Source organism: Embleya sp. AB8, assembly GCF_049739465.1.
Classification (GTDB): Bacteria; Actinomycetota; Actinomycetes; order Streptomycetales; family Streptomycetaceae; genus Embleya.
In genome coordinates this window covers 471,076-491,516 of record NZ_JBMHHY010000001.1, presented here as the reverse complement: position 1 = coordinate 491,516, position 20,441 = coordinate 471,076, and the positions used below count along the sequence as shown (strand labels likewise).

Annotated in this window: 18 protein-coding genes; 2 read left to right on the top strand and 16 right to left on the bottom strand. The window is 70.3% G+C overall.

The features are described from left to right. Window positions 1-145: 145 nt before the first annotated feature. The 8 genes from coaE to rpsA form a co-directional block, all read right to left on the bottom strand. Window positions 146-745, bottom strand: coding sequence for a dephospho-CoA kinase (gene coaE, locus ABIA38_RS02090; RefSeq protein WP_424636601.1), 600 nt, complete (start codon window positions 743-745; stop codon window positions 146-148). Between the two features lie 103 nt (window positions 746-848). Then, a complete protein-coding gene (locus tag ABIA38_RS02085; protein WP_424636600.1) occupies window positions 849-1,604 on the bottom strand; it encodes a decaprenylphospho-beta-D-erythro-pentofuranosid-2-ulose 2-reductase in 756 nt (251 codons plus the stop codon). A 58-nt stretch (window positions 1,605-1,662) separates the two neighbouring features. Further along, a complete protein-coding gene (locus ABIA38_RS02080; RefSeq protein WP_424636599.1) occupies window positions 1,663-3,048 on the bottom strand; it encodes an FAD-binding protein in 1,386 nt (461 codons plus the stop codon). Further along, complete coding sequence (locus tag ABIA38_RS02075; protein ID WP_424636598.1) at window positions 3,041-4,033, bottom strand: decaprenyl-phosphate phosphoribosyltransferase; 993 nt, start codon at window positions 4,031-4,033, stop codon at window positions 3,041-3,043. The genes ABIA38_RS02080 and ABIA38_RS02075 overlap by 8 nt, the downstream gene beginning before the upstream one ends. Before the next feature lie 4 nt (window positions 4,034-4,037). Continuing rightward, window positions 4,038-4,601, bottom strand: a complete 564-nt coding sequence (locus ABIA38_RS02070) for a phosphatase PAP2 family protein (RefSeq protein WP_424636597.1) — start codon at window positions 4,599-4,601, stop codon at window positions 4,038-4,040. A gap of 354 nt (window positions 4,602-4,955) precedes the next feature. After that, window positions 4,956-6,020: a hypothetical protein gene (locus ABIA38_RS02065; RefSeq protein ID WP_424636596.1), complete on the bottom strand. Its 1,065-nt coding sequence runs from the start codon at window positions 6,018-6,020 to the stop codon at window positions 4,956-4,958. Next, window positions 6,010-7,269 (bottom strand): MFS transporter, encoded by a 1,260-nt coding sequence (locus tag ABIA38_RS02060; RefSeq protein WP_424636595.1) that lies wholly within the window; start codon window positions 7,267-7,269, stop codon window positions 6,010-6,012. Before ABIA38_RS02060 ends, ABIA38_RS02065 begins: the two co-directional genes overlap by 11 nt. Before the next feature lie 176 nt (window positions 7,270-7,445). After that, complete coding sequence (rpsA, locus tag ABIA38_RS02055; RefSeq protein WP_078977653.1) at window positions 7,446-8,933, bottom strand: 30S ribosomal protein S1; 1,488 nt, start codon at window positions 8,931-8,933, stop codon at window positions 7,446-7,448. A 279-nt stretch (window positions 8,934-9,212) separates the two neighbouring features. Here rpsA and ABIA38_RS02050 point away from each other — a divergent pair, with 279 nt between their 5' ends. Next, complete coding sequence (locus tag ABIA38_RS02050) at window positions 9,213-10,085, top strand: class I SAM-dependent methyltransferase (protein WP_424636594.1); 873 nt, start codon at window positions 9,213-9,215, stop codon at window positions 10,083-10,085. A 141-nt stretch (window positions 10,086-10,226) separates the two neighbouring features. Here the strand turns inward: ABIA38_RS02050 and ABIA38_RS02045 are convergent, their stop codons facing one another. The 4 genes from ABIA38_RS02045 to polA form a co-directional block, all read right to left on the bottom strand. After that, window positions 10,227-11,219 carry a DUF3068 domain-containing protein gene (locus ABIA38_RS02045; protein ID WP_424636593.1) on the bottom strand — a complete coding sequence of 331 codons (993 nt, stop codon included), beginning with the start codon at window positions 11,217-11,219 and terminating at the stop codon, window positions 10,227-10,229. A 69-nt stretch (window positions 11,220-11,288) separates the two neighbouring features. After that, complete coding sequence (locus ABIA38_RS02040) at window positions 11,289-11,426, bottom strand: hypothetical protein (RefSeq protein WP_424636592.1); 138 nt, start codon at window positions 11,424-11,426, stop codon at window positions 11,289-11,291. 107 nt (window positions 11,427-11,533) lie between these two features. Next, a complete protein-coding gene (locus tag ABIA38_RS02035) occupies window positions 11,534-13,039 on the bottom strand; it encodes a lytic transglycosylase domain-containing protein (RefSeq protein ID WP_424636591.1) in 1,506 nt (501 codons plus the stop codon). Between the two features lie 121 nt (window positions 13,040-13,160). Then, window positions 13,161-15,899 carry a DNA polymerase I gene (gene polA / locus ABIA38_RS02030; protein ID WP_424636590.1) on the bottom strand — a complete coding sequence of 913 codons (2,739 nt, stop codon included), beginning with the start codon at window positions 15,897-15,899 and terminating at the stop codon, window positions 13,161-13,163. A 103-nt stretch (window positions 15,900-16,002) separates the two neighbouring features. Here polA and ABIA38_RS02025 point away from each other — a divergent pair, with 103 nt between their 5' ends. Beyond that, on the top strand, window positions 16,003-16,383 hold the full coding sequence (locus ABIA38_RS02025; RefSeq protein WP_424636760.1) for a hotdog fold thioesterase: 381 nt from the start codon (window positions 16,003-16,005) through the stop codon (window positions 16,381-16,383). A 52-nt stretch (window positions 16,384-16,435) separates the two neighbouring features. Here ABIA38_RS02025 and ABIA38_RS02020 read toward each other — a convergent pair whose 3' ends face one another. Genes ABIA38_RS02020 through ABIA38_RS02005 form a run of 4 tightly spaced genes read right to left on the bottom strand, consistent with a single transcriptional unit; the run spans window position 16,436 to window position 20,422 of the window. Further along, window positions 16,436-17,224: an ABC transporter ATP-binding protein gene (locus ABIA38_RS02020; protein ID WP_424636589.1), complete on the bottom strand. Its 789-nt coding sequence runs from the start codon at window positions 17,222-17,224 to the stop codon at window positions 16,436-16,438. Next, window positions 17,221-18,126, bottom strand: a complete 906-nt coding sequence (locus tag ABIA38_RS02015) for an ABC transporter ATP-binding protein (RefSeq protein WP_424636588.1) — start codon at window positions 18,124-18,126, stop codon at window positions 17,221-17,223. The genes ABIA38_RS02020 and ABIA38_RS02015 overlap by 4 nt, the downstream gene beginning before the upstream one ends. After that, window positions 18,123-19,544, bottom strand: a complete 1,422-nt coding sequence (locus ABIA38_RS02010) for a branched-chain amino acid ABC transporter permease (RefSeq protein ID WP_424636587.1) — start codon at window positions 19,542-19,544, stop codon at window positions 18,123-18,125. Before ABIA38_RS02010 ends, ABIA38_RS02015 begins: the two co-directional genes overlap by 4 nt. Further along, a complete protein-coding gene (locus tag ABIA38_RS02005; protein WP_424636586.1) occupies window positions 19,541-20,422 on the bottom strand; it encodes a branched-chain amino acid ABC transporter permease in 882 nt (293 codons plus the stop codon). The genes ABIA38_RS02010 and ABIA38_RS02005 overlap by 4 nt, the downstream gene beginning before the upstream one ends. Window positions 20,423-20,441: the final 19 nt, after the last annotated feature.

The window sequence follows — 20,441 nt, the reverse complement described above, 5'->3', positions numbered from 1 at the left end:
GTCGGCCACACCCAATCCCGACGGAAGCCCACGAGGCCCGATCAGGCCGCCCCGCCGCCCAAAACCCGCAGCCTCCGCACCGAACGCAACGGGTGGAGCGGGCGGGCAACACCCGCCAAAGCCCACCAACCGCCCGACCGCGGCCTCACGCGCCCGTCAGCCGCTCCCACAGCGCCAGCACCTGCGGCTCGAGCGCCGAGAGCGGCCCGTCGTTGTCGATGACCACGTCCGCGACCGCCAACCGCTGCTCCCGGGAAGCCTGCGCGGCCATCCGGGCCCGGGCATCCGCCTCCGGCATGCCGCGCAACCTGACCAGCCGGTCCAGCTGCGTCTCGGGCGCGGCGTCCACGACCACGACCAGGTCGTACAGCTTCGCCAGGTCGTTCTCCGCCAACAGCGGCACGTCGTTGACCAGCACCGCGTCCTCCCCGGCGGCGGCCGTCAGCTCCGCCGCCCGCGCCCCCACCAGCGGGTGCACGATCGCGTTCAGCGCCGCCAACCGCTCCGGCGACCCGAACACGATCCGGCCCAGGCCGGGACGATCCAGCGAGCCGTCCGGCAACAACACCGACGCGCCGAACTCCGCCACCACCGCCGCGAGCCCCGGCGTCCCCGGCGCCACCACCTCGCGCGCGATCCGGTCCGAGTCGATCACCACCGCGCCCAGCTCCGCGAGCCGCCGCGCCACCTCGCTCTTGCCCGCCCCGATGCCACCGGTGAGGCCGACGTTTCCCCTGCTACCCATGCCACGCCCCTCGTCCATACCCGGGTGAACGCAACACAGCGTAGAAGGAGCCCGCCCCGGACGGCGTCCCGGGCGGGCTCCTTCGCGCGAAGCGACAGCCGGGTCAGATGTTCAGCTTCCGGAAGATCGGCCTCGGCACATGCCGCAGCGCCGACATCACGAACCGGAACTGCCCCGGCACCCACACCACGGCCGACTTGCGGCGCAGGCCCTTGACGATCGCCTCGGCGACCACCTCGGGCGTGGTCGCCAGCGGCGCGTCCGGCAGGCCCTCGGTCATCCTGGTCTTCACGAAGCCGGGCCGGACCACCATCACGTGCACGCCCGTACCGTGCAGCTTGTCGCCCAGCCCCTGGGCGAACGTGTCCAGGCCGGCCTTGGTCGAGCCGTAGATGAAGTTCGACTTCCGGGCCCGCTCGCCCGCCACCGACGAGATCACCGCGAGCGCCCCATGGCCCTGCCGGGTCAGCGCGTTCGCCGCCGCGAGCCCGACCGAGACGCCGCCCACGTAGTTGACCTGCGCGATCCGCGCGGCGGCGGCCGGGGACTTCTCGTCCGCGGCCTGGTCGCCCAGCACGCCGAAGGCCAGCAGCACCACGTCGATGTCGCCCGCCGCGAAGACCTCGTCGACGATCTTCTCGTGGTCGTCGGTCTCGGCCGCGTCGAACGCGACCACCTCGACCGAGGCACCCAGACCGCGCAGCTCGTCGGCGGCGGCGTCCAGCGCGGCGGAGGGGCGGCCGGCGAGGACGACCCGCCGGACGCGCTCGGCGACCATCGCGCGGGCCGTGGTCAGCGCGATCTCGGAGGTGCCGCCGAGAACGAGCAGGGACTGCGGTGCGCCCAGGGCGTCTTTCACAGTGCGTCCTTCACAGAAGAAAACGAATGCAACGGAGACTCACACGACCCGAAACGGCTCAGAGCCCGAGCCGGCGGGCCTGGTCGGAGACGAAGACCCCATCCGGGTCGACCTTGGCCCGCACCTCGCGGAACTGTTCGAGGCGCGGGTACATCCGGGCCAGGTGCGCCGGGTCCATCCGGGAGTCCTTGGCGAGGTAGAACCGGCCCTCGTTGGTGAGCACGATCTCGTCCAGTTGCCGCAACAGCCGGGCCAGGCCCGGGGTGTTGGTCGGGAAGTCCAGGGTCAGCGTCCAGCCGGGCTTGGGGAAGGACAGGTAGCCCGCGTTGCCCGGCCCGAACCGCTTGAGCACGGTCAGCGACGACGGCGCGCCGTGCGCGCTGATCGTCTCGACGGCCTCGACCAGCCCGTCCTCGCGGCCGAACGGCACCACGAACTGGTACTGCAGGAACCCGGTCCGCCCGTAGACCCGGTTCCACTCCTGGACCAGGTCAAGCGGGTGGAAGAAGCCGGTGATCGACTGGAGTTGGCCCACCTTGTGCTTGGGCGCCTTGCGGTACCACAACTCGTTGAACAGGCCCATCGTGAGCTTGTTCGGCAACCGCCCCGGCACCAGGTCCGGCACGGTCAGCAGCGAGCCGGAGCGAAATCGCAGCGGATCCCGCCGCTGCTTCGCGGGCAGTTCGTCGAGCGAGGCGAACTCGCCGCAGGTCAGCACGCAGCGGCCCAGGTTGGCACCCTTGGCCAGGCAGTCCAGCCAGGCGACGGTGTACGTGTACTTCTCGTCCGTCTCGGCCATCAGCGCCATGGCCTCGTCGAGGTTCTTCGTCCGGTCGGTGTCCACCGACGCGAGCGAGGTCTCGATCGGCGTCATCTTGATGGTCGCGGACAGGATCAGGCCGGTCAGACCCATGCCGCCGGTGGTGGCCCAGAACAGCTCCGGGTCGCTCTCGGGGGTGATCGTGCGCTCGGTGCCGTCGGCGAGCAGCAGGTCGATGGACAACACGTGGTTGCCGAAGCTGCCGTCCGCGTGGTGGTTCTTGCCGTGCACGTCGGCGCCGATCGCGCCGCCCACGGTGACCTGCCGGGTCCCGGGGGTGACCGGCACGAAGAAGCCGAACGGCACGAACAGTTCGATCAGCCGGTCCAGGCTCACCCCGGCCTCGCAGGTGACCAGGCCGCGCTCCAGGTCGACCGCCAGGATCTTGTCCAGGCCGGTCATGTCCAGGACGGTGCCGCCACCGTTCTGCGCGGGATCGCCGTACGAGCGGCCCAGACCTCGGGCGATCACCCCGCGCTCGGTGCGCCGCCCCAGGGCGGTCGCCACCTGCTCGCGGGTGGTGGGGCGCACGACGTCGGCGAAGGTGGGCGCGGTGCGGCCCCAACCGTTCAGGCCGACCCGCCGAGCGGTGGGCGCTACGTCGGCCGACGGGCCGTCAGACATGGAAAACTCCCAGAACAAAGGTGAGAAGCCAGGCGAAGCCAAGGCCGACGAGGACCTTGTCCTTGAGGAGAACGTCCTCGGGGGACCCCGCGGTTCCGGCGTCCACGTAGACCGCGTAGCGCAGGAACGCGAAGCCGAACGGAATCAGCGACAACTGGTGCCAGGCCAGCGTCGAATCGCCCTCGGGGATCTGGAACGCCCACAGCGAATAGGTGAGCAGCGTCACCGAGACCGCCATCTGCCACACGAAACGCAGGTAGGTGATCGAGTAGTTGGCCAGCGAGGCGCGCGTCTTGGCCGCCTCCTCGCCCATCAGCACCATCTCCGAGTAGCGCTTGCCGGCCACCATGAACAACGAGCCGAAGCCCGCGGTGAGCAGGAACCAGCGCGACAGCGGCAGTTCGGAGGCGGTGCCGCCGGCCATCGCCCGGAACAGGAAGCCGGAGGCGACCATGGCCAGGTCGAGCACGACCACGTGCTTGAAGGAGAAGCAGTACGCGACGTTGAGCACCACGTACAGCCCGAGCACCAGCGCGGTCCCGGCGTTGCACAGCAGCACCCCGAGGACGACCGCGGCCACGCCCAGGATCGGGCCGAGCACCCACGCCAGCTTGACCGGCACCACACCCGAGGCGATCGGGCGGTTGCGCTTGGTCGGGTGCTCGCGGTCGGCCTCGACGTCGAACGCGTCGTTGATGTAGTAGATCGCCGAGGCCGCCAGGCAAAACAGCACGAACATGATCGCGCTGTGGCCCAGTACGTAGCCCTCGTCCAGGCGCCCGGCCGCCAGCGGCGCGGCGAACACCAACACGTTCTTGACCCACTGCTTGGGCCGGGCCAGCTTCAGCAGGCCGCCCGCGAGCCCACCGCGCGGGGGGCGCGGCGGCGCCTCGACCGGGGCGACCACGGTGGCGGTGCCCTTGGCCGCGGGTGACATGGGGGCGTCGCCGGGCAGGGGCGACGAATCGATTTCGGATGTACTCAAGACTTCAGAACCCCTTCGGACGCTGTGCGCGACGGGCCCACGCTCGACCCAAGCCACCGGCGGCCAGACCCATGGTCGCGCCGGCGGCCACGTCGGACGGATAGTGGACGCCCACGACGAGCCGCGAGAAACACGTCGCGGCGGCGGCCGTACCCGTGACGGCGGTGGGCAGCAGGCCGTGGAACGCCACGGCGGCGGCGGCGGACGAGACCGAGTGCGAGGACGGGAAGCTGTGTCGACCGGCGGTACGCACGGTCGGCTCCAGGCCCGCCATGGCCGGCCGGGGGCGGCGCACCACACGCTTGACCACCATGCTCGCCACGTGTGCCCCGGCGACCGTCGCGGTGGCGCGCAGCCACTCGGGCCGACGGTCGCGGTCCACGGCCGCGCCGACCAACCCGGCGGCCAGCCACACACCCGCGTGCTCCCCGGCGAAGGACAGCGCCTTGCTCGTGCGCTGGACCACCGGATGCCCGGTACGCCCGCGCACTTCGCGGTACAGGGCGACGTCGGACGCGCCGACCGTCTTGACTACCTGCCCCGTGGCGAACGCTCCACCAAAGGCCATCGAGATCCTCATTCCTACCGCACGTCGAATGGGCGCCCTGCCCCGAAGTCCGGGGGCCTACGTGCTCCGGCAGTCGTCCCGACCGCCACACGGGCCACTTCCATGCAAGCCCGGCGCTTGGCACCAAGGAGTCAGAGTACGCGAACCACGAGGGGGCATTTCGCCGCGCCTGCCCCCGGCCGACCGGGCCGGATCCGAGCCGATCGGGCTCATCCGACGCGTCCTCGGGCCAGGTCAGACCTGGTCGAAGCGCCGGCCGCACCCGCGCCCCGGGGCGGGATTTCGTGACGGAACTGTGGCAGACCCGCAGCCTGCGCGAGGCCGGGTCGATGCACAAGCGCGTCCTGTGCGGGATCAGCGCAGCGGTACCGGCGAGAACGCGCCCACCACGAGCCGGGTCGGCGCACCGCTCCCGTCGGCCGGCACCGACCACACGTCGCCCGCCGCGCCGGACCCGGTGGGCAGCCCGTAGCCGACCGTGTGTTCGTCCAACCACACCGCCTGATCGTCCACACTCCGGCTCTCCGCGAGCGGCGTCTCGCGCATCGTGGCCAGGTCGAGCACATGCAGCCGCCACGGGTTGCGGGTGCTCTGCGAGACCTTCTTCTTGAACACCAGGCGGGTGCCGTCCGGGGACAACGACGGGCACTCGACGTTCTCCCGCAACACCGTCATGGTCCGGGCGCGCAGCTCGCCGCGCACCAGGTAGGTACGCCCCGAGGAGTTCGTGGACAACGTCGCGTAGAACGTGTCGTCGTCGGCGGTGAAGGTGACGCCCCAGAAGTTGCGGTCCGGCGAGCGCAGTTCCTTGCCGTCCCGGGTGGTGGTGAAGTCCTCCAGGTCGGCGACCAGTTCACCGGTACGGGTGTCCAGGATCGAGGTCCGGGTGGAGAAGGTCGTCGACGCGTACGAGTCGCCGTAGACGAACACGGTCCACGAGGCCATCCGACCCGAGGCCGACACCCGCGCCCGGTTCGGCGTCCCCGCCAGCTCGACCCGGCGCAGCCGGCGCAGGTTCGCGTCCAGCACGAGGGCCACGTTGGTCTTGGTCAGGCCGCCCTCGACGGCCAGGCACACCGCGGTGCCACCGGCCGCGTAGACCCGATCGCACGAGTGCACGTCGACGGTGCGCGGCCCACCCGGATCGGCCGCGGCGACCGTGGCCAGATGACCGTATCCGGGACCGGACTCGGTGCTGCGGAACAACAACCTGGGCCCCCCGACCGCCAGGTCCAGCGGCGGCCCGCCCGGCGCGGTCCCCGAACCGCCGTGCAGCCGATCGTCCTCGCGCCGCACCGCGTGCAGGGTATAGACGATCGCGACGCCCGCGAGGAGCACCAGGATCAGCGCGAAGACGAGCAGCCGGCCCTTGGTGACGGCCGGCCGCACCGGCGCCGCCTCCGGGGTGTCAACGGACATCGGCCGCCTCCCCCGCCGGGTGGGATCGACGGCCCACGAGCACCGGCACCGAGGCGGCCAGCGCCACCGCGAGCGCGACCGCGAGCAGCCGGATGGCCACGGTCGGACCGTACGCCGTCCACAACACGCCGAAGATCATCGAGGACACGAACCGGCCCGCCGCCTGCCCGGTCTGCACCACCGCCATCCCGCCGGCCCGCCCCGCCGCCGGCAACCGGGCCCCCACCGCCGCCGAGAGCACCCCGTCGGTCGCCGCGTAGAACACGCCGTGCAGCGCGAGCACCGCGAGCAGCAGCGGCACCCCGCCGAGCGGCCCGCCGAGCAGCAGATACGCGCCGAACAGCGCGCCGTGCCCGGCCAGGAACACCCGCCGCCGACCGATACGATCGGCCAGCCGCCCCAGCGGCAGCGCGAGCACCAGATACACCCCGGCGGTGCCCAGCGGCAGCAGTGGGAACCAGTGCGGCTCGATCGCCAGCCGGTGCTGGAGCAGCAGATACACGAACGCGTCGCTGACCGTGACCAGGCCGAGCAACGCGGCGACCACGCACAGCCGGCGATACGGCCGATCCCGCAACAGCCGTACGCCGTCCCGCCATCCGGGCCGCCGCCCGACCGGATCGCGGTGGTCGCGGACGAACAGCACGAGCATCGCCACCGCGACCAGCCCCACACAGAAACTCACCACGAACACCGCGTCGTAGGCGGTGCCCACCGCGGCCAGGATGGTGAACGCCACCAGCGGCCCGGTGAACGCCCCGACCGTGTCAAGGGCCCGATGCACGCCGAACGCGCGCCCCTGCGCCTGCGGCGTGCTGGACAGCGAGATCAGCGCGTCGCGCGGCGCGGTCCGCAACCCCTTGCCCGCCCGATCGGCGGCCAGCACCGCGCCGATCCCCGGCACCGAGGCACCGACCAGCGGCAACCCGAGCTTGGCGACGGCGGAGATCCCGTAGCCGACCACCGCGACCTGCTTGCGCGCGGCGAACTGGTCGGCGAGATGCCCGCCGACCAGCCGCAGGAAAACCGTGACACCGGAGTACAGCCCGTCCAGAAAGCCGAACTGAAGCATCGTCAGGCCAAGCCCGGTGACCAGATAGACCGGCAGCACGGCGGTGACCATCTCCGAGGAGATGTCGGTGACCAGACTGACCATGCCCAGCGCGATCACATTGCCGGTGACCACCGCGCCGCGCCCCGACGCGGGCCGCTCGATCGCCGATTCCGCACGTGTGGACGAGACGTACACGCCGCACCCTCCCCCGGCTGCCGTGTGACCGGTCCCGACCCTAGTCGCGTTCCCGCGCTCGCACCGGAAAATCGAAAGGCCCCACCTCCCCGAAGGGAGGTGGGGCCGTTCGACGGGTATCGCTACCCGCGACCTACCTCAGGCACCACGTGCCCGAAGGCACTGTGTGCACGAGTTCAGCTCTGGCCGCCGGCCAGCTTCTCGCGGAGCGCGGCGAGCGCCTCGTCGGAGGCCAGGGCGCCACCGGTGGTGTCGGCCTCGACCTCGTCGTCACCGCCCGAGGAGTACGCGCCCGCGGCCTCGCCGGCCACGGCCTCCGCCTCGGCCTCGCGGGCCTTGACGACCTGCTGCTGGTGCGACTCGAAGCGCGCCTGGGCGTCGGCGTACTGCTTCTCCCACTCCTCGCGCTGCTTGTCGAAGCCCTCGAGCCAGTCGTTGGTCTCGGGGTCGAAGCCGTCCGGGTAGATGTAGTTGCCCGCGTCGTCGTAGGTCGCGGCCATGCCGTAGAGGGTCGGGTCGAACTCGGCCGTGGCCGGGTCCGCGCCGAACGCCTCGTTGGCCTGCTTCAGCGAGAGGCTGATCCGGCGACGCTCGAGGTCGATGTCGATGACCTTGACGAAGATCTCGTCGCCGACCTGGACGACCTGCTCCGGGATCTCCACGTGGCGCTCGGCCAGCTCGGAGATGTGGACCAGGCCCTCGATCCCCTCGTCCACCCGGACGAAGGCACCGAACGGAACGAGCTTGGTGACCTTGCCGGGGACGACCTGGCCGATCTGGTGCGTCCGGGCGAACTGCTGCCACGGGTCTTCCTGGGTCGCCTTCAGCGACAGGGAGACACGCTCGCGGTCCATGTCCACGTCGAGCACCTCGACGGTGACTTCCTGGCCGACCTCGACAACCTCGGACGGGTGGTCGATGTGCTTCCAGGACAGCTCGGAGACGTGCACCAGGCCGTCGACGCCGCCGAGGTCCACGAACGCACCGAAGTTGACGATCGAGGAGACGACGCCCGTGCGGACCTGACCCTTCTGCAGGGTCGTGAGGAAGGTCTGACGCACCTCGGACTGGGTCTGCTCGAGCCAGGCACGGCGGGACAGGACCACGTTGTTGCGGTTCTTGTCCAGCTCGATGATCTTGGCTTCGAGCTCCTTGCCCACGTACGGCTGGAGGTCACGCACACGACGCATCTCGACCAGCGAGGCCGGGAGGAAGCCGCGCAGGCCGATGTCCAGGATGAGACCACCCTTGACGACCTCGATGACGGTACCGGTGACGATGCCGTCTTCTTCCTTGATCTTCTCGATGGTGCCCCAAGCGCGCTCGTACTGAGCCCGCTTCTTCGAGAGGATCAGGCGGCCTTCCTTGTCCTCCTTCTGGAGAACCAGGGCCTCGATGTGGTCACCGACAGTGACGACCTCGTGGGGGTCCACGTCGTGCTTGATGGAAAGCTCGCGGGACGGGATGACGCCTTCGGTCTTGTAACCGATGTCGAGCAGGACCTCGTCCCGGTCGACCTTGACGATCACGCCATCCACGATGTCGCCGTCGTTGAAGTACTTGATCGTCTCATCGATCGCTGCGAGGAAGTCTTCCTCGGAGCCGATGTCGTTGACCGCCACCTGCGGGGTGGTGCTGGGCGTGGCCTCGGTGCTGCTCGTCATGTGGGTAAGGGCTCCGGGTACGGACAGAAGTCGTTTTCAAACACGCTTGTGGACCCGGTTTCGCCCCCGACGCCCGCGTCCATGCAAGAGGATGGCGTGGGATCGACAAAGGTGAGCGCGACCTGCTCCGTCTGAGTTCACGCAGGCCCGCGGCGCAACTTGCAGCATACGGGGCCGACCGGGTGCGGTCAACGCGCACGGGATGCATGGGGTCAACCGGGACGTCCCGAAGGGAGTACCCTACGCGCGTCCATGCCCGCCCGCAGTTTCTGGAGACCAGTGAACCGCCCCACATCCCACGACCCGCACGCGTCCTCGCTCGTCGCGCGCTACGTCGACCCCGACGAGCTCGACGACGACGGGGACGACGCGGTCCGCCGCCGGGTCGGCCTCGCGGAGAGTGTGCGCGCCGGCCGCGGCTGGTGGGACGCGAACGCCGACGAGTACCAGGTCGAACACGGCGACTTCCTGGGCGACGCGCGCTTCACGTGGTGCCCCGAGGGCCTGGACGAGGACCGCGCCGGGCTGCTCGGCCCGGTCGAGGGCCGCACGGTGCTCGAGGTGGGCGCGGGCGCGGCCCAGTGCTCCCGGCGACTCCTGGCCCGCGGGGCGTTCCCCACCGCGCTCGACCTGTCGCTGCGCCAGCTCCAGCACTCCCGGCGGCTGGACGCCGAGCACGGCACCCGGGTGCCGGTGGTGCAGGCCGACGCGGCCCGGCTGCCGTTCGCCGACGCGAGCTTCGACCTGGCCTTCTCGGCGTACGGCGCGCTGCCGTTCAGCCCGGATGGGGCGGGCATCATGCGCGAGGTCTTCCGGGTGCTGCGCCCGGGCGGCCGCTGGGTCTTCTCGCTCACCCACCCGGTGCGCTGGGCCTTCCCGGACGAACCGGGCCCCGAGGGCCTGACCGCCGTCACGTCCTACTTCGACACCACCCCATACGTCGAACAGGACCACACCGGCCGAGCCACCTACGTCGAACAACACCGCACCCTCGGCGACCGGGTCCGCGAGGTGGTCACCGCCGGCTTCCGCCTGCTCGACATCGTCGAACCGGAATGGCCCGCCGACCTGGACACCACGTGGGGCGGCTGGAGCCCCCTGCGCGGCCGGCTACTCCCGGGAACCGCAATCTTCGTCTGCGCACGCGACTGACACGCCTGCGCCCGACGGCAGGCCGCCAGGCACCGGATCGGGTCGGGCCGGTGCCTCTGAAACCGCAGCCTTCGGGCCGAACGCAACGGGTGGAGCGGGCGGGTACACAACCCGACCCAACCGAGACGCACCGGCAACCGACTACCCCACCTCGACGGGCGTCGGGACCGGCTCGGGAGCGATCCGGGCCGCCGCGGCCACCTTGCGGTCCGCGACGAATTGCAGGCCCAGCGCGACCAGGAACAGCACCACGCCAAGCCCCACCAACACCAGCGGAATCGTGTCGTGAACCGCCCGCACCTTCGCGCGCTGCGACTTCGCGTCCGCGATCAGCTGCTCCGACCACCCCGCCCGCGGCGTGAACGTACCGTCGAAGACCCGCGTCACCACCGGCTTCGCGTTCGGATCGGCGCCCGGCGCGGTGGTGCGCAGCTCCTCGGTACGGGATTCCTCGACATACACCGGCATTCCGGTCACCGGTTCGACCCACACCTTGCGGGTCGCGGTGTACCAGAGCTGCGCGCCGTCCTTCTCGATCGCGATCGGATCGAGGCCGCCCGGGAGTTGCCTGGGCATCGGGATCTTGGTCCACGGGATCTGCTGCTCGAAGCGGTACGTCTCCAGCCCGCCGCGCCGCGCGGTGCCCTGGTAGCCGATCACGTTCGCGGCGTGCGCCTGCGCGTCGTAGTAGTTGTAGTCCCGCTTCCCGGTGTAGAACGGCCACTTGTAGGCAAGTCCGGTGTGCGCGGCGGGAGCTGCGTCGACCGATTCGCCGCAGCAGTTCTTCGGGATCTGGGTGGCCGCGTCGAACGCGTAACGCTCGGGGAGTTGGCTGACCACCTTGCCGGTGCTGTCCAGGACGGCCAGGTTCAGGTCCCACACGATGGTGTCGCCGTGGCTGTCCTTGGCGTTCGGCCGGATCGTCTGGATCGCGGTGACCTTGGCCCGGCCCGGCCCCTCGGGCGCGCCCAGGAGGGTGGCGTTGTTCGCGTCCAGGACCACGACCCGGTACGCGTCCTCGCCGGCGAGCGCCTTGGCGACCAGTTTCGGGAAGACGAACTCGCGCAGCAGCGGGGCCAGGGCCACGCAGAACACTGCCGCGACCAGCAGGATCAGACTGGACTTACGACGCATCGAGGTGGACCCCTTGACGATGGACCGGGTACAAGATCGCGCCGTCGCGCGGCCGCGCCCGACGCGGCACTACGGGCGCGCGGGCGGGCTGGTGACCTGGAGCGGCTGGTGCACCGTCGCCGAGTCGGGGCCGGCGCACGCGTTCAGCACGAACGCCGCCGCCACGGCCAGGAGCGCGCCGATCACGATGGCCGCGAAGGAACGCATGTGGTGGTCCCACCTTTCCTGTCCCGCCGCCGCGATCGTCGACGATGGGGCACGGTAGCAAGAAACGAGAACGGGTTCCCGTTTTCCCGGGGTCGGATTCCGGCCGGCTACCGGGCCGCGCCGCTCTCCGAGGTGGTGGCCGACGCGCTCGCCGGGTCGGTCTGGTTCGCTGTCGACGGTGTCCCCGAAACCGGCGCCGAGGCGGACGTACTCGTGGTCACCGGCGGAGGCGCCGGCTTGGTCGGCGTCGGCTTGCCGGCCGGCGGCTTCGTGGTGACCGGGGGTTTGCCCGGTTGGCGGTTGTCCGGCACCGAACGGGCGCCGGTCGCGTAGTAGTTCATCCAGGTCAGGACGGTGCGCAGGTATTCGTCCGAGTGGTTGTAGCTGAGGATGGCGGCGTTCAGCCCCGCGCCGGTGGACAGGTCCCGGCCACCCGCGCACAGGTAGCGGCCCGCGGTCAGCGTCGCGTCGAAGATGTTCTGCGGATTGGCCACGCCGTCCCCGTTGCCGTCCATCGCGTAGGCCTTCCACGTGGACGGGATGAACTGCATCGGGCCCACCGCGCGGTCGAACTCGGTGTCGAAGTCGTAGCGCCCGCCGTCGGTGTCCGGGATCCGGGCGAAGCCGCCGGTGCCGTCCAGGCGCGGACCCAGGATCGGGGTCACCGCCGTGCCGTCCGCGGTCACATTGCCGCCGTAGGCGTGCTCCGACTCGACCCGGCCGATGCCCGCGAGCAGGGTCCACGGGAGCTTGCAGCCGGGGTCCATCCGGGCCAGGTTGGACGCCGCCTGCTGATAGGCCAGGAGTACGGTCTGCGGGATGCCGCCGGTGCCGGTGGCGGTGGTGCCTCGGGTGCCGGCCGGGGTGGTCGCGCCGGGGGCGGTCGGCGGCGCGGACGAGGCGGGCGCGCCGGGCAGTGCGGCCGGCACCACCGGCGGCGGGAGTTCGAAGTGCGCCGGGCCGCCGCCGTTGGCCGAGGTGCCATCGGCCGGCGCCGGATCGGACAACCGCGGCAGATCCGAGGTGGGCACCCGGTGCGCGGTGACCATGGTGAACGGCGACTGTACGGCCGCCCCACAGGCCAACACGACCAGGATCGCCGCCGCGCTCCCCAGCCAGGGGTTCAAGATCCGCCGACGCTTGGCCGGCGCCTCGGGGGGTTCGGGCTCGGTCGAGGAGATGGCCGCGGCCGGCTCCGGTGCGGCAGCGACCGCGGATATCCGCTCGGTCACCGCCCCGGACTTGCTCGACGCCTCGGCGTCAGGGCCACCCTCGCCCGCAAGCACGGCGGGTATCGGTTCCCCCACCTCGACCGAGCCCGCCTCGACAGGCGCCCCGGACACGGATATCGGCGCAGCGGCGGATATCGGCTCCGCACCGACCACAACCGACCCACCCGATGACTCGGACTCCGGTTCGCCCTCGGGCGCACCGGATATCGGCTCCGCACCGACCCCACCCGACGACTCGGGCCCCGGCTCGGCCTCGCCCTCGGCCGCAGCCGGTTCGACCGGCGACTCGGGCTCGGGATCGCCTCCAGGCGCGGGTGCCGCGGCATCCTCCGCCGCCATCACCGCGTCCCGCGGATCGGGCCTCGACTCGGCCTCTTCCACGAAGCTCCCCCCTCTGTGCGCACGTTCGACTCCGCGCCGGTCGCCCTCGAGCACCGGCTGCCCGTGCGAACCTATGCCGGCCGTGCCCGGGTCTCCACCCCCATCGCGCACCGATCCACGATCAGTGACCCGCGTCCTCCCAGTTCGGCCCGAAACCGACCGAGACGTCCAACGGGGCGCGCAGCGGATAGGCGTCCGCCATCTCCCGCCGCACCAGCGCCTCCAGTTGCTCGCGCTCGCCCGGCGCCACCTCCAGGACCAGTTCGTCGTGGACCTGGAGCAGTATCCGCGAGGCCAGCTTCTCCTCGCGCATGGCCCGATCCACCGCCAGCATCGCGACCTTGACGATGTCCGCCGCCGAACCCTGGATCGGCGCGTTGAGCGCCATCCGCTCGGCCATCTCGCGCCGTTGCCGGTTGTCGCTGGTCAGGTCCGGCAGGTAGCGGCGACGGCCGAACACCGTCTCGGTGTAGCCGGTCTGCCGGGCCTCCTCGACCACCTTGTGCAGATAGTCGCGCACCCCGCCGAACCGCTCGAAGTAGGTCTCCATCAGCCCGCGCGCCTCGGCCGGTTCGATGTCCAACTGCTGGGACAGGCCGAACGCGGAGAGCCCGTACGCCAGTCCGTACGACATCGCCTTGATCTTGCTGCGCAGCGCGTGGTCCACCGCCTCCGGCGCCACCGAGAACACCTGCGCGGCCATCGTCGAGTGCAGGTCCTCGCCCGAGGTGAACGCCTCGATCAACGCCGCGTCCTGGGACAGGTGGGCCATGATCCGCAGTTCGATCTGGCTGTAGTCCGCGGTCAGCAGCCCCTCGAAGCCCGCGCCGACCACGAACGCGCGCCGGATCAGCCGCCCCTCCTCGGTCCGGATCGGGATGTTCTGCAGGTTCGGGTCCTGCGAGGACAACCGGCCCGTGGCCGCCACGGTCTGATTGAACGTGGTGTGGATGCGCGCGTCGTCCGCGACCGTCTTGATCAGGCCCTCGACGGTGGTGCGCAGCCGGGTCTGGTCGCGGTGGCGCAGCAGGATCACCGGCAGCTCGTTGTCGGTCTGGCCGGCCAGCCAGGTCAACGCGTCGGCGTCGGTGGTGAAACCGGTCTTGATCTTCTTGGTCTTGGGCAGACCCAGCTCGTTGAACAGGATCTCCTGCAACTGCTTGGGCGAGCCCAGGTTGAACTCGTGCCCGACCGCGGCGTGCGCCTCGTCGGTGGCCTGCTTGACCGCCGCCGCGAACTGCTCCTGGAGCGCCTCCAGATACGGCAGGTCGGCCGCGATGCCCAACTGCTCCATCCGCGCGAGCACCGGAAGCAGCGGCAGCTCCATGTCCTGGAGCAGTGGCAAACCGCCCTTGGCGGCCAGCTCGGTGTCCAGCGCCGCGGCCAGGTCCACCACCGCGCGCGCCGCCAACATCAGCGCGGCCCCCGGCTCCGCGTCGTCCTGATCCGACATGTCCAGGGCCAACTGCCCGTCGCCCGAACCGCCCTGGTCCACCTTCAGCTCGCGGCCCAGGAACCGCTCGACCAGCGTCTCCAGCGCGAACGAGCGCTGCCCGGGCAACACCAGATAGGCGCCGAGCGCGGTGTCGCTGGTCACCCCCCACAACGACCACCCGCGCGCCGCCAACGCCAGGATCGGCCCCTTCGCGTCGTGCACCGCCTTCGTCCGCCCCGGATCCGCCAGCCACCCGGCCAACGCCGCGTCGTCGTCCTCGTCCATCGTGAGCGGGTCCACGAACGCCGCCGCGCCGTCCGCCGCGGCGAACGCCAGCCCCTTGACCTCGCCCGTGCCGCGCCCCCACGAGCCGTCCACGGCAAGCCCGGTACGCTCCGCGCCCGACGCGTGCTCGGCCAGCCACCCGGTCAGCCCGCCCGGCTCGACCACCGTGGTGTCCAGCTCGAAGCCCGGCTCGGCCTCGGCCGCCGCGACCACCAGCCCCGGATCCACCGCCCACAACCGCTCACGGAAGCTCGCGTTGCGAAACTCCAGCGCGTCGAGCACCACCTCGACCGCCGCCCGATCGAACGGCCGGCGCTCCAGCTCGGCCGGCGTCACCTCCAGCTCGACCTCGCGCACCAGCTCGGTCAACCGGCGGTTCAGCTTCACGTTGTCCAGGTGGTCGCGCAGGTTCTGCCCGGCCTTGCCCTTGACCTCGTCCGCGCGCTCGACCAGCTCGGTGAACGAGCCGAACTCGCGAATCCACTTCGCCGCCGTCTTCTCGCCCACCCCCGGGATGCCCGGCAGGTTGTCGCTCGGGTCGCCGCGCAGCGCCGCGAAGTCGGGATACTGCGCCGGGGTCAACCCGTACTTCTCCGCCACCGCCGCCGGGGTGAACCGGTGCAGCTTGCTCACGCCCATCATCGGATACAGCACCGTGACGTCGTCGGTGACCAGCTGCAACGCGTCCCGGTCGCCGGTGAGGATGAGCACCTCGAAGCCCTCGGCGGCGGCCCGGGTGGCGAGCGTGGCGATCACGTCGTCCGCCTCGAAGCCGGCCACCCGCATCGTGGGCACGCCCATCGCGGTCAGCTCCTCGACGAGCAGCTCGACCTGGCCCTTGAACTCCTCCGGAGTCTCCGACCGGTTCGCCTTGTAGTCCGGGAACTCCTCGGTGCGAAACGACTTCCGGGACACGTCGAACGCCACGCCGAGGTGGGTCGGCGCCTCGTCCCGCAACACGTTCACCAACATCGACGTGAACCCGTAGACCGCCTGGGTCGGTTGGCCCGTCGCGGTACTCATCGACGCTTCCTTGAGCGCGTAGAACGCCCGATATGCCAACGAATGCCCGTCGAGGAGCAGAAGTCGCGGCCGGGAACCGGCGGGAACGGAGGTCTGGGGGGTCCGAGTAGCTGCCACGACCGCGATCCTAGGCTGTCAGGCCGACAGCACCGTGTATCCCGAGGAGCGCCCCATGCCGGACGAGACCACCCCGCCCAGCCTCGACGAGGTCCTGGCATCCATGAACATCGGCACCCGGGAGACCCTGGCCGAGCGCATGGGGATCGAATTCGTCGAGGCCTCCGCCCAGCGTTTGGTGGCCACCATGCCGGTCAAGGGCAACACCCAGCCGTACGGCCTCCTGCACGGCGGCGCCTCGTGTGTCCTGGCCGAGACCCTCGGCTCGGTCGGCGCCGCGCTGCACGCCGGCCGGGACGGCATCGCGCTCGGCATCGAGATCAACGCCACACACCACCGCTCCGCCAAGTCCGGCCTGGTCACCGGCGTGGCGACCCCCGTACACCTGGGCCGGACCCTGGCCACCTACGAGATCGTGATCACCGACGAAAACGACAAGCGCGTCTGCACGGCGCGGCTGAGCTGCCTGATCAAGCGGGCCTGACGAGCGGGAACCGCGCGGCGGAAGGGCCGACCCCCTCCGCCGCACGGATGTCCTACGCGCCCTCGCCCAGATACGCCTCGCGCACCTTCGGGTCGGACAACAGTTGGTCGGCCGGGCCGGACAACACCACCGAGCCGGTCTCGAGCGCATAGCCGCGATGCGCCAACCGCAACGCCTGCGCGGCGTTCTGCTCGACCAGGAGCACCGTGGTGCCCTGCTCGTTGATCTCCCGGATGATCTCGAAGATCTGCGCCACGATCAACGGCGCCAGCCCCATCGACGGCTCGTCCAGGAGCAACAACTTCGGCTTGCCCATCAACGCCCGCCCGATGGCCAACATCTGCTGCTCGCCACCCGACAACGTGCCCGCCAGTTGGGTGCGCCGCTCGGCCAGCCGCGGGAACAGCTCGAACGCACGATCCAACTCGTCCCTGGGCACCGTCTTGAACCGATACGCGCCCATGTTCAGGTTCTCCGTCACGGTCATCGCCGGGAACACCCGGCGACCCTCCGGAGAGTGCCCGATCCCGAGCCCCACCACGTGATGAGCGGGCACCCCGTCGATCCGCTCGCCCCGCCAGCGCACCTCGCCCACGCGCGGCGTGAGCAGCCCCGAAATGGTCCGCAGCGTGGTGGTCTTGCCCGCGCCGTTGGCGCCGAGCAGGGCCACGATCTCGCCCTCGTTCACCTCGATGTGCACACCCTTGAGCGCCTGGATCGCGCCGTAGAACACATGCAGGTCGTCCAGCTCGAGCAGCTTCCTTCGGGGCGTCGTCGCGGTGTCGGCGGCCGACTCGGCCAGGCCGACCGGGTCCGCGCCCGTGGACTCGGCGGCGCTCATCGTTGCTCCTCCCCGTCCCGCTGCGCGGGGACCGTACCGTCCGCCGCGTCCGACGCGGCGGTCATCTCGGCGGCCATCTCCGCCCCCAGATACGCCGCGACCACCTCGGGATCGCGCTGCACCTCGGCCGGCGACCCGGCGGCGATCACCTTGCCGAAGTTGAGCACCGTCACCCGGTCCGCCACCGACATCACCAGCCGCATGTCGTGCTCGATCAGCAGCACACTGATCCCCAGTTCGCGGTTGATCCGCCGAATCAGCACCTCGAGATCGAGCTTCTCGGTCGGGTTGGTCCCGGCCGCGGGCTCGTCCAGGAGCAACACCTGCGGCTCGGTGGCCAGCGCCCGGGCGATCTCCAGACTGCGCTGCTGCCCGTAGGACAACGACGCGGCCAACTCGTTGAGCAGCCCGTCGAGCCCGACGAAGTGCAGCAGTTCCAGGGCCCGCCGGTCGCTCTCACGATCCTCGCGGCGCGCGCTCGGCAACCCCAACATGATCGACAACGGGCCCGACTTCTGCCGGGTCTCCGCCGCGATCTTCACATTCTCCAGCGCGGTCAACGCGCCGAACAGGCGGATGTTCTGGAACGTACGGGCGACCCCGAGCCGATTGACCAGATGCGGCTTACGGCCGAGCAACGAATGTTCGCCGCCCGCCCGATCGCGCAGCACGATGCTGCCCTCCTGCGGGACGTACATCCCGGTGAGCGAGTTGAACAGCGACGTCTTGCCCGCGCCGTTCGGGCCGATCACCGCGAGAATCTCACCCCGGTGCAGGTCCAACTCCACCTCGGACAACCCCACCAGGCCGCCGAAGCGCAGCGTCACGCCGCGCACCCGCATCACCTGGTCGCTCGGATCCACCCGCGGCCGATCGCCCGCCTGCGTGGTCGTGGTGCTCACGTCATCCTCCCGCCGGCCGGCTCCGACATCGCGTCCGCGTCGCCGAGACCCGCCTTGGCCATGCTCAACTCGCGCTTGCGCCGAACCGACGGAATCAGGCCCTGCGGGCGGTAGATCATCATGATGATCAACAGCGCGCCCAGGTACATGAACCGGTCGTTCGGATCCACCCAGTCCTTCATGTACTGCGGCAACCAGGCCAGGAACGCCGTACCGATGATCACGCCCCACAGCGAGCCCATGCCGCCGAAGATCACGTACGCCACCACCAGCACCGAGAACAGCAGCAGGAAGCTCTCCGGCGAGATGAACCGGGCCTTGGACGCGTACGCGACACCGGCGATACCGGACGTGGACGCGCCGATCGCGAACGCCATCAGCTTGAACTTCACCGTCGGCACCCCGGTCGCCGACGCGGCCACCTCGTCCTCGCGAATCGCCGTCCAGGCCCGCCCCACCCGGGAGTCCTCAAGGCGCAGGAACGCGATGATCAGGATCGTCGCGATGCCGATCAACAGGTACCAGTACGGCACCGGATCCAGCTTCCAGTCGTAGTCGACCGGGCCGATGTGCACCGAGAAGTTCGAGATGCCCTGGACCCCGCGCGGACCGTTGGTGAACCCGTCCGCGTTCTTCGCGATCAGATAGATGATCTCGTGGAAGCCGAGCGTGACGATCGCCAGATAGTCACCGCGAAGCCGCAACGTGGGCGCGCCGAGCAACAGCCCCGCCAGCAGACACGTGCACACCGCCACCGGGATCACCAGGAACGCGTTCAGCTTGAACGGCGGATCCACCGGCATCGCGCCGGTCCAATACGCCGTGCTGTACGCGCCGATCGCAAAGAACGCGATGAAGCCCAGGTCGAGCAGACCCGCCCAGCCGATCACCACGTTCAGCCCGATGGCCAACAGGACGTAGATCGCCACCTCGTTGACCAGCACCTGGTTCCAGAACGTGGACAGCAGGTTCGGCAGCAGGATCAGCAGGCCGATCACCACGGCGGCGAAGCCGAGCCGGACCCAGACGATCCGGCGCAGGTTCGCGGTGGTCTGCCTGGTCTGCGCGAGCGCCTCCTTCACCGGGCCGGCCACCGGCGCGGCGAACCGGCCCAGTAGTGGGCCCACCTTCGGGCCGAGAAAGCGCCGATACAGCGGCTTGCCGAACTCCAGCACCGCCCACAGCGCCACCGCGCCGAGGATCCACCACACCACCCGCAGCGAACCCAGGGACTTGTCCAGCGAGAAGAACACGTCCTCCCGGCTGCCCTGCGGACCGCTCATCACATCGAGCAGCACCGCCGCCGCGACAATGGCCACCAGCCGGCCGAACATCGGATGCTGATACCAGCGCTTGCGCCGCAACCTGGCCAGCGCCGACGCGGTCGGCGCAAAATCCATGTCCGTCGTCGTGGTCACGCCGACCTCCCCAGACGCTCGCCCAGGATGCCGGTCGGCCGGAACATCAGCACCAGGACCAGCACCGCGAAGGCACTGACGTAACGCCACGACTCACCGAAGATCGGCGACGAGAAGCTCTCCACGATGCCGAGCAACATCCCGCCCATCATCGCGCCGCGAATGTTGCCCACCCCGCCCACGACCGCCGCCGCAAACGCGGTGATACCCGGCAAAAAGCCCATCGTGAACGACAGTTGCAGATGCAGCCCGAACAGGAACCCGGCGATGCCGCCCATGAACCCGCCGATGATGAACGTCCGCGAGATCACCTTGTCGATGTCCACACCCATCAGGCCCGCCGTCTCGGCGTCCTGCGCCACCGCCCGGATACCCGAGCCCAGCTTGGTGCGATTCACCAGATAGTCCAGACCCACCATCATCAACACGGCCGCACACACGATGAGCAGCTGCAGGATGGTGACCTGGGTGCCGAAGACCGAGAAGACCTTCTTGTTCTCGAACAACGTCGGCAACGCGCGCGAGTCGCGACCGAACAACTTCCCCGCCAGGTTCTGCAGGAAGTACGACGCCCCGATCGCGCTGATCAAGAACGCCAACCTGGGGGCGTTCCGGCGTCTGAGCGGTCGATACGCGACCTTTTCCAATGCGAATGCGGTCGCCGCGCCCGCGGTTCCGGAAACGGCGAGACCGGCCGCGACCAACAACACCGACACCAGTGCCGTCGGGTTGCTGCTCGGGTCGATCCAGGTCAGCGCGAGGAGTGCCGAATAGGCACCCACCATGAAGACTTCGCTGTGCGCGAAGTTGATGAGCTGTAGCACGCCATAGACGAGGGTGTAGCCGATGGCGATCACCGCGTACAACGCACCGAGCATGATCCCTGGAATAAGGTAA

Excerpts from the sequence above, each read along its gene's own strand:
- coaE (WP_424636601.1), bottom strand. The coding sequence starts at position 745 with ATGGGTAGCAGGGGAAACGTCGGCCTCACCGGTGGCATCGGGGCGGGC.
- ABIA38_RS02080 (WP_424636599.1), bottom strand. The coding sequence starts at position 3,048 with ATGTCTGACGGCCCGTCGGCCGACGTAGCGCCCACCGCTCGGCGGGTC.
- ABIA38_RS02070 (WP_424636597.1), bottom strand. The coding sequence starts at position 4,601 with ATGGCCTTTGGTGGAGCGTTCGCCACGGGGCAGGTAGTCAAGACGGTC.
- ABIA38_RS02065 (WP_424636596.1), bottom strand. The coding sequence starts at position 6,020 with ATGTCCGTTGACACCCCGGAGGCGGCGCCGGTGCGGCCGGCCGTCACC.
- rpsA (WP_078977653.1), bottom strand. The coding sequence starts at position 8,933 with ATGACGAGCAGCACCGAGGCCACGCCCAGCACCACCCCGCAGGTGGCG.
- ABIA38_RS02045 (WP_424636593.1), bottom strand. The coding sequence starts at position 11,219 with ATGCGTCGTAAGTCCAGTCTGATCCTGCTGGTCGCGGCAGTGTTCTGC.
- ABIA38_RS02040 (WP_424636592.1), bottom strand. The coding sequence starts at position 11,426 with ATGCGTTCCTTCGCGGCCATCGTGATCGGCGCGCTCCTGGCCGTGGCG.
- ABIA38_RS02025 (WP_424636760.1), top strand. The coding sequence starts at position 16,003 with ATGAACATCGGCACCCGGGAGACCCTGGCCGAGCGCATGGGGATCGAA.
- ABIA38_RS02020 (WP_424636589.1), bottom strand. The coding sequence starts at position 17,224 with ATGAGCGCCGCCGAGTCCACGGGCGCGGACCCGGTCGGCCTGGCCGAG.
- ABIA38_RS02005 (WP_424636586.1), bottom strand. The coding sequence starts at position 20,422 with ATGCTCGGTGCGTTGTACGCGGTGATCGCCATCGGCTACACCCTCGTC.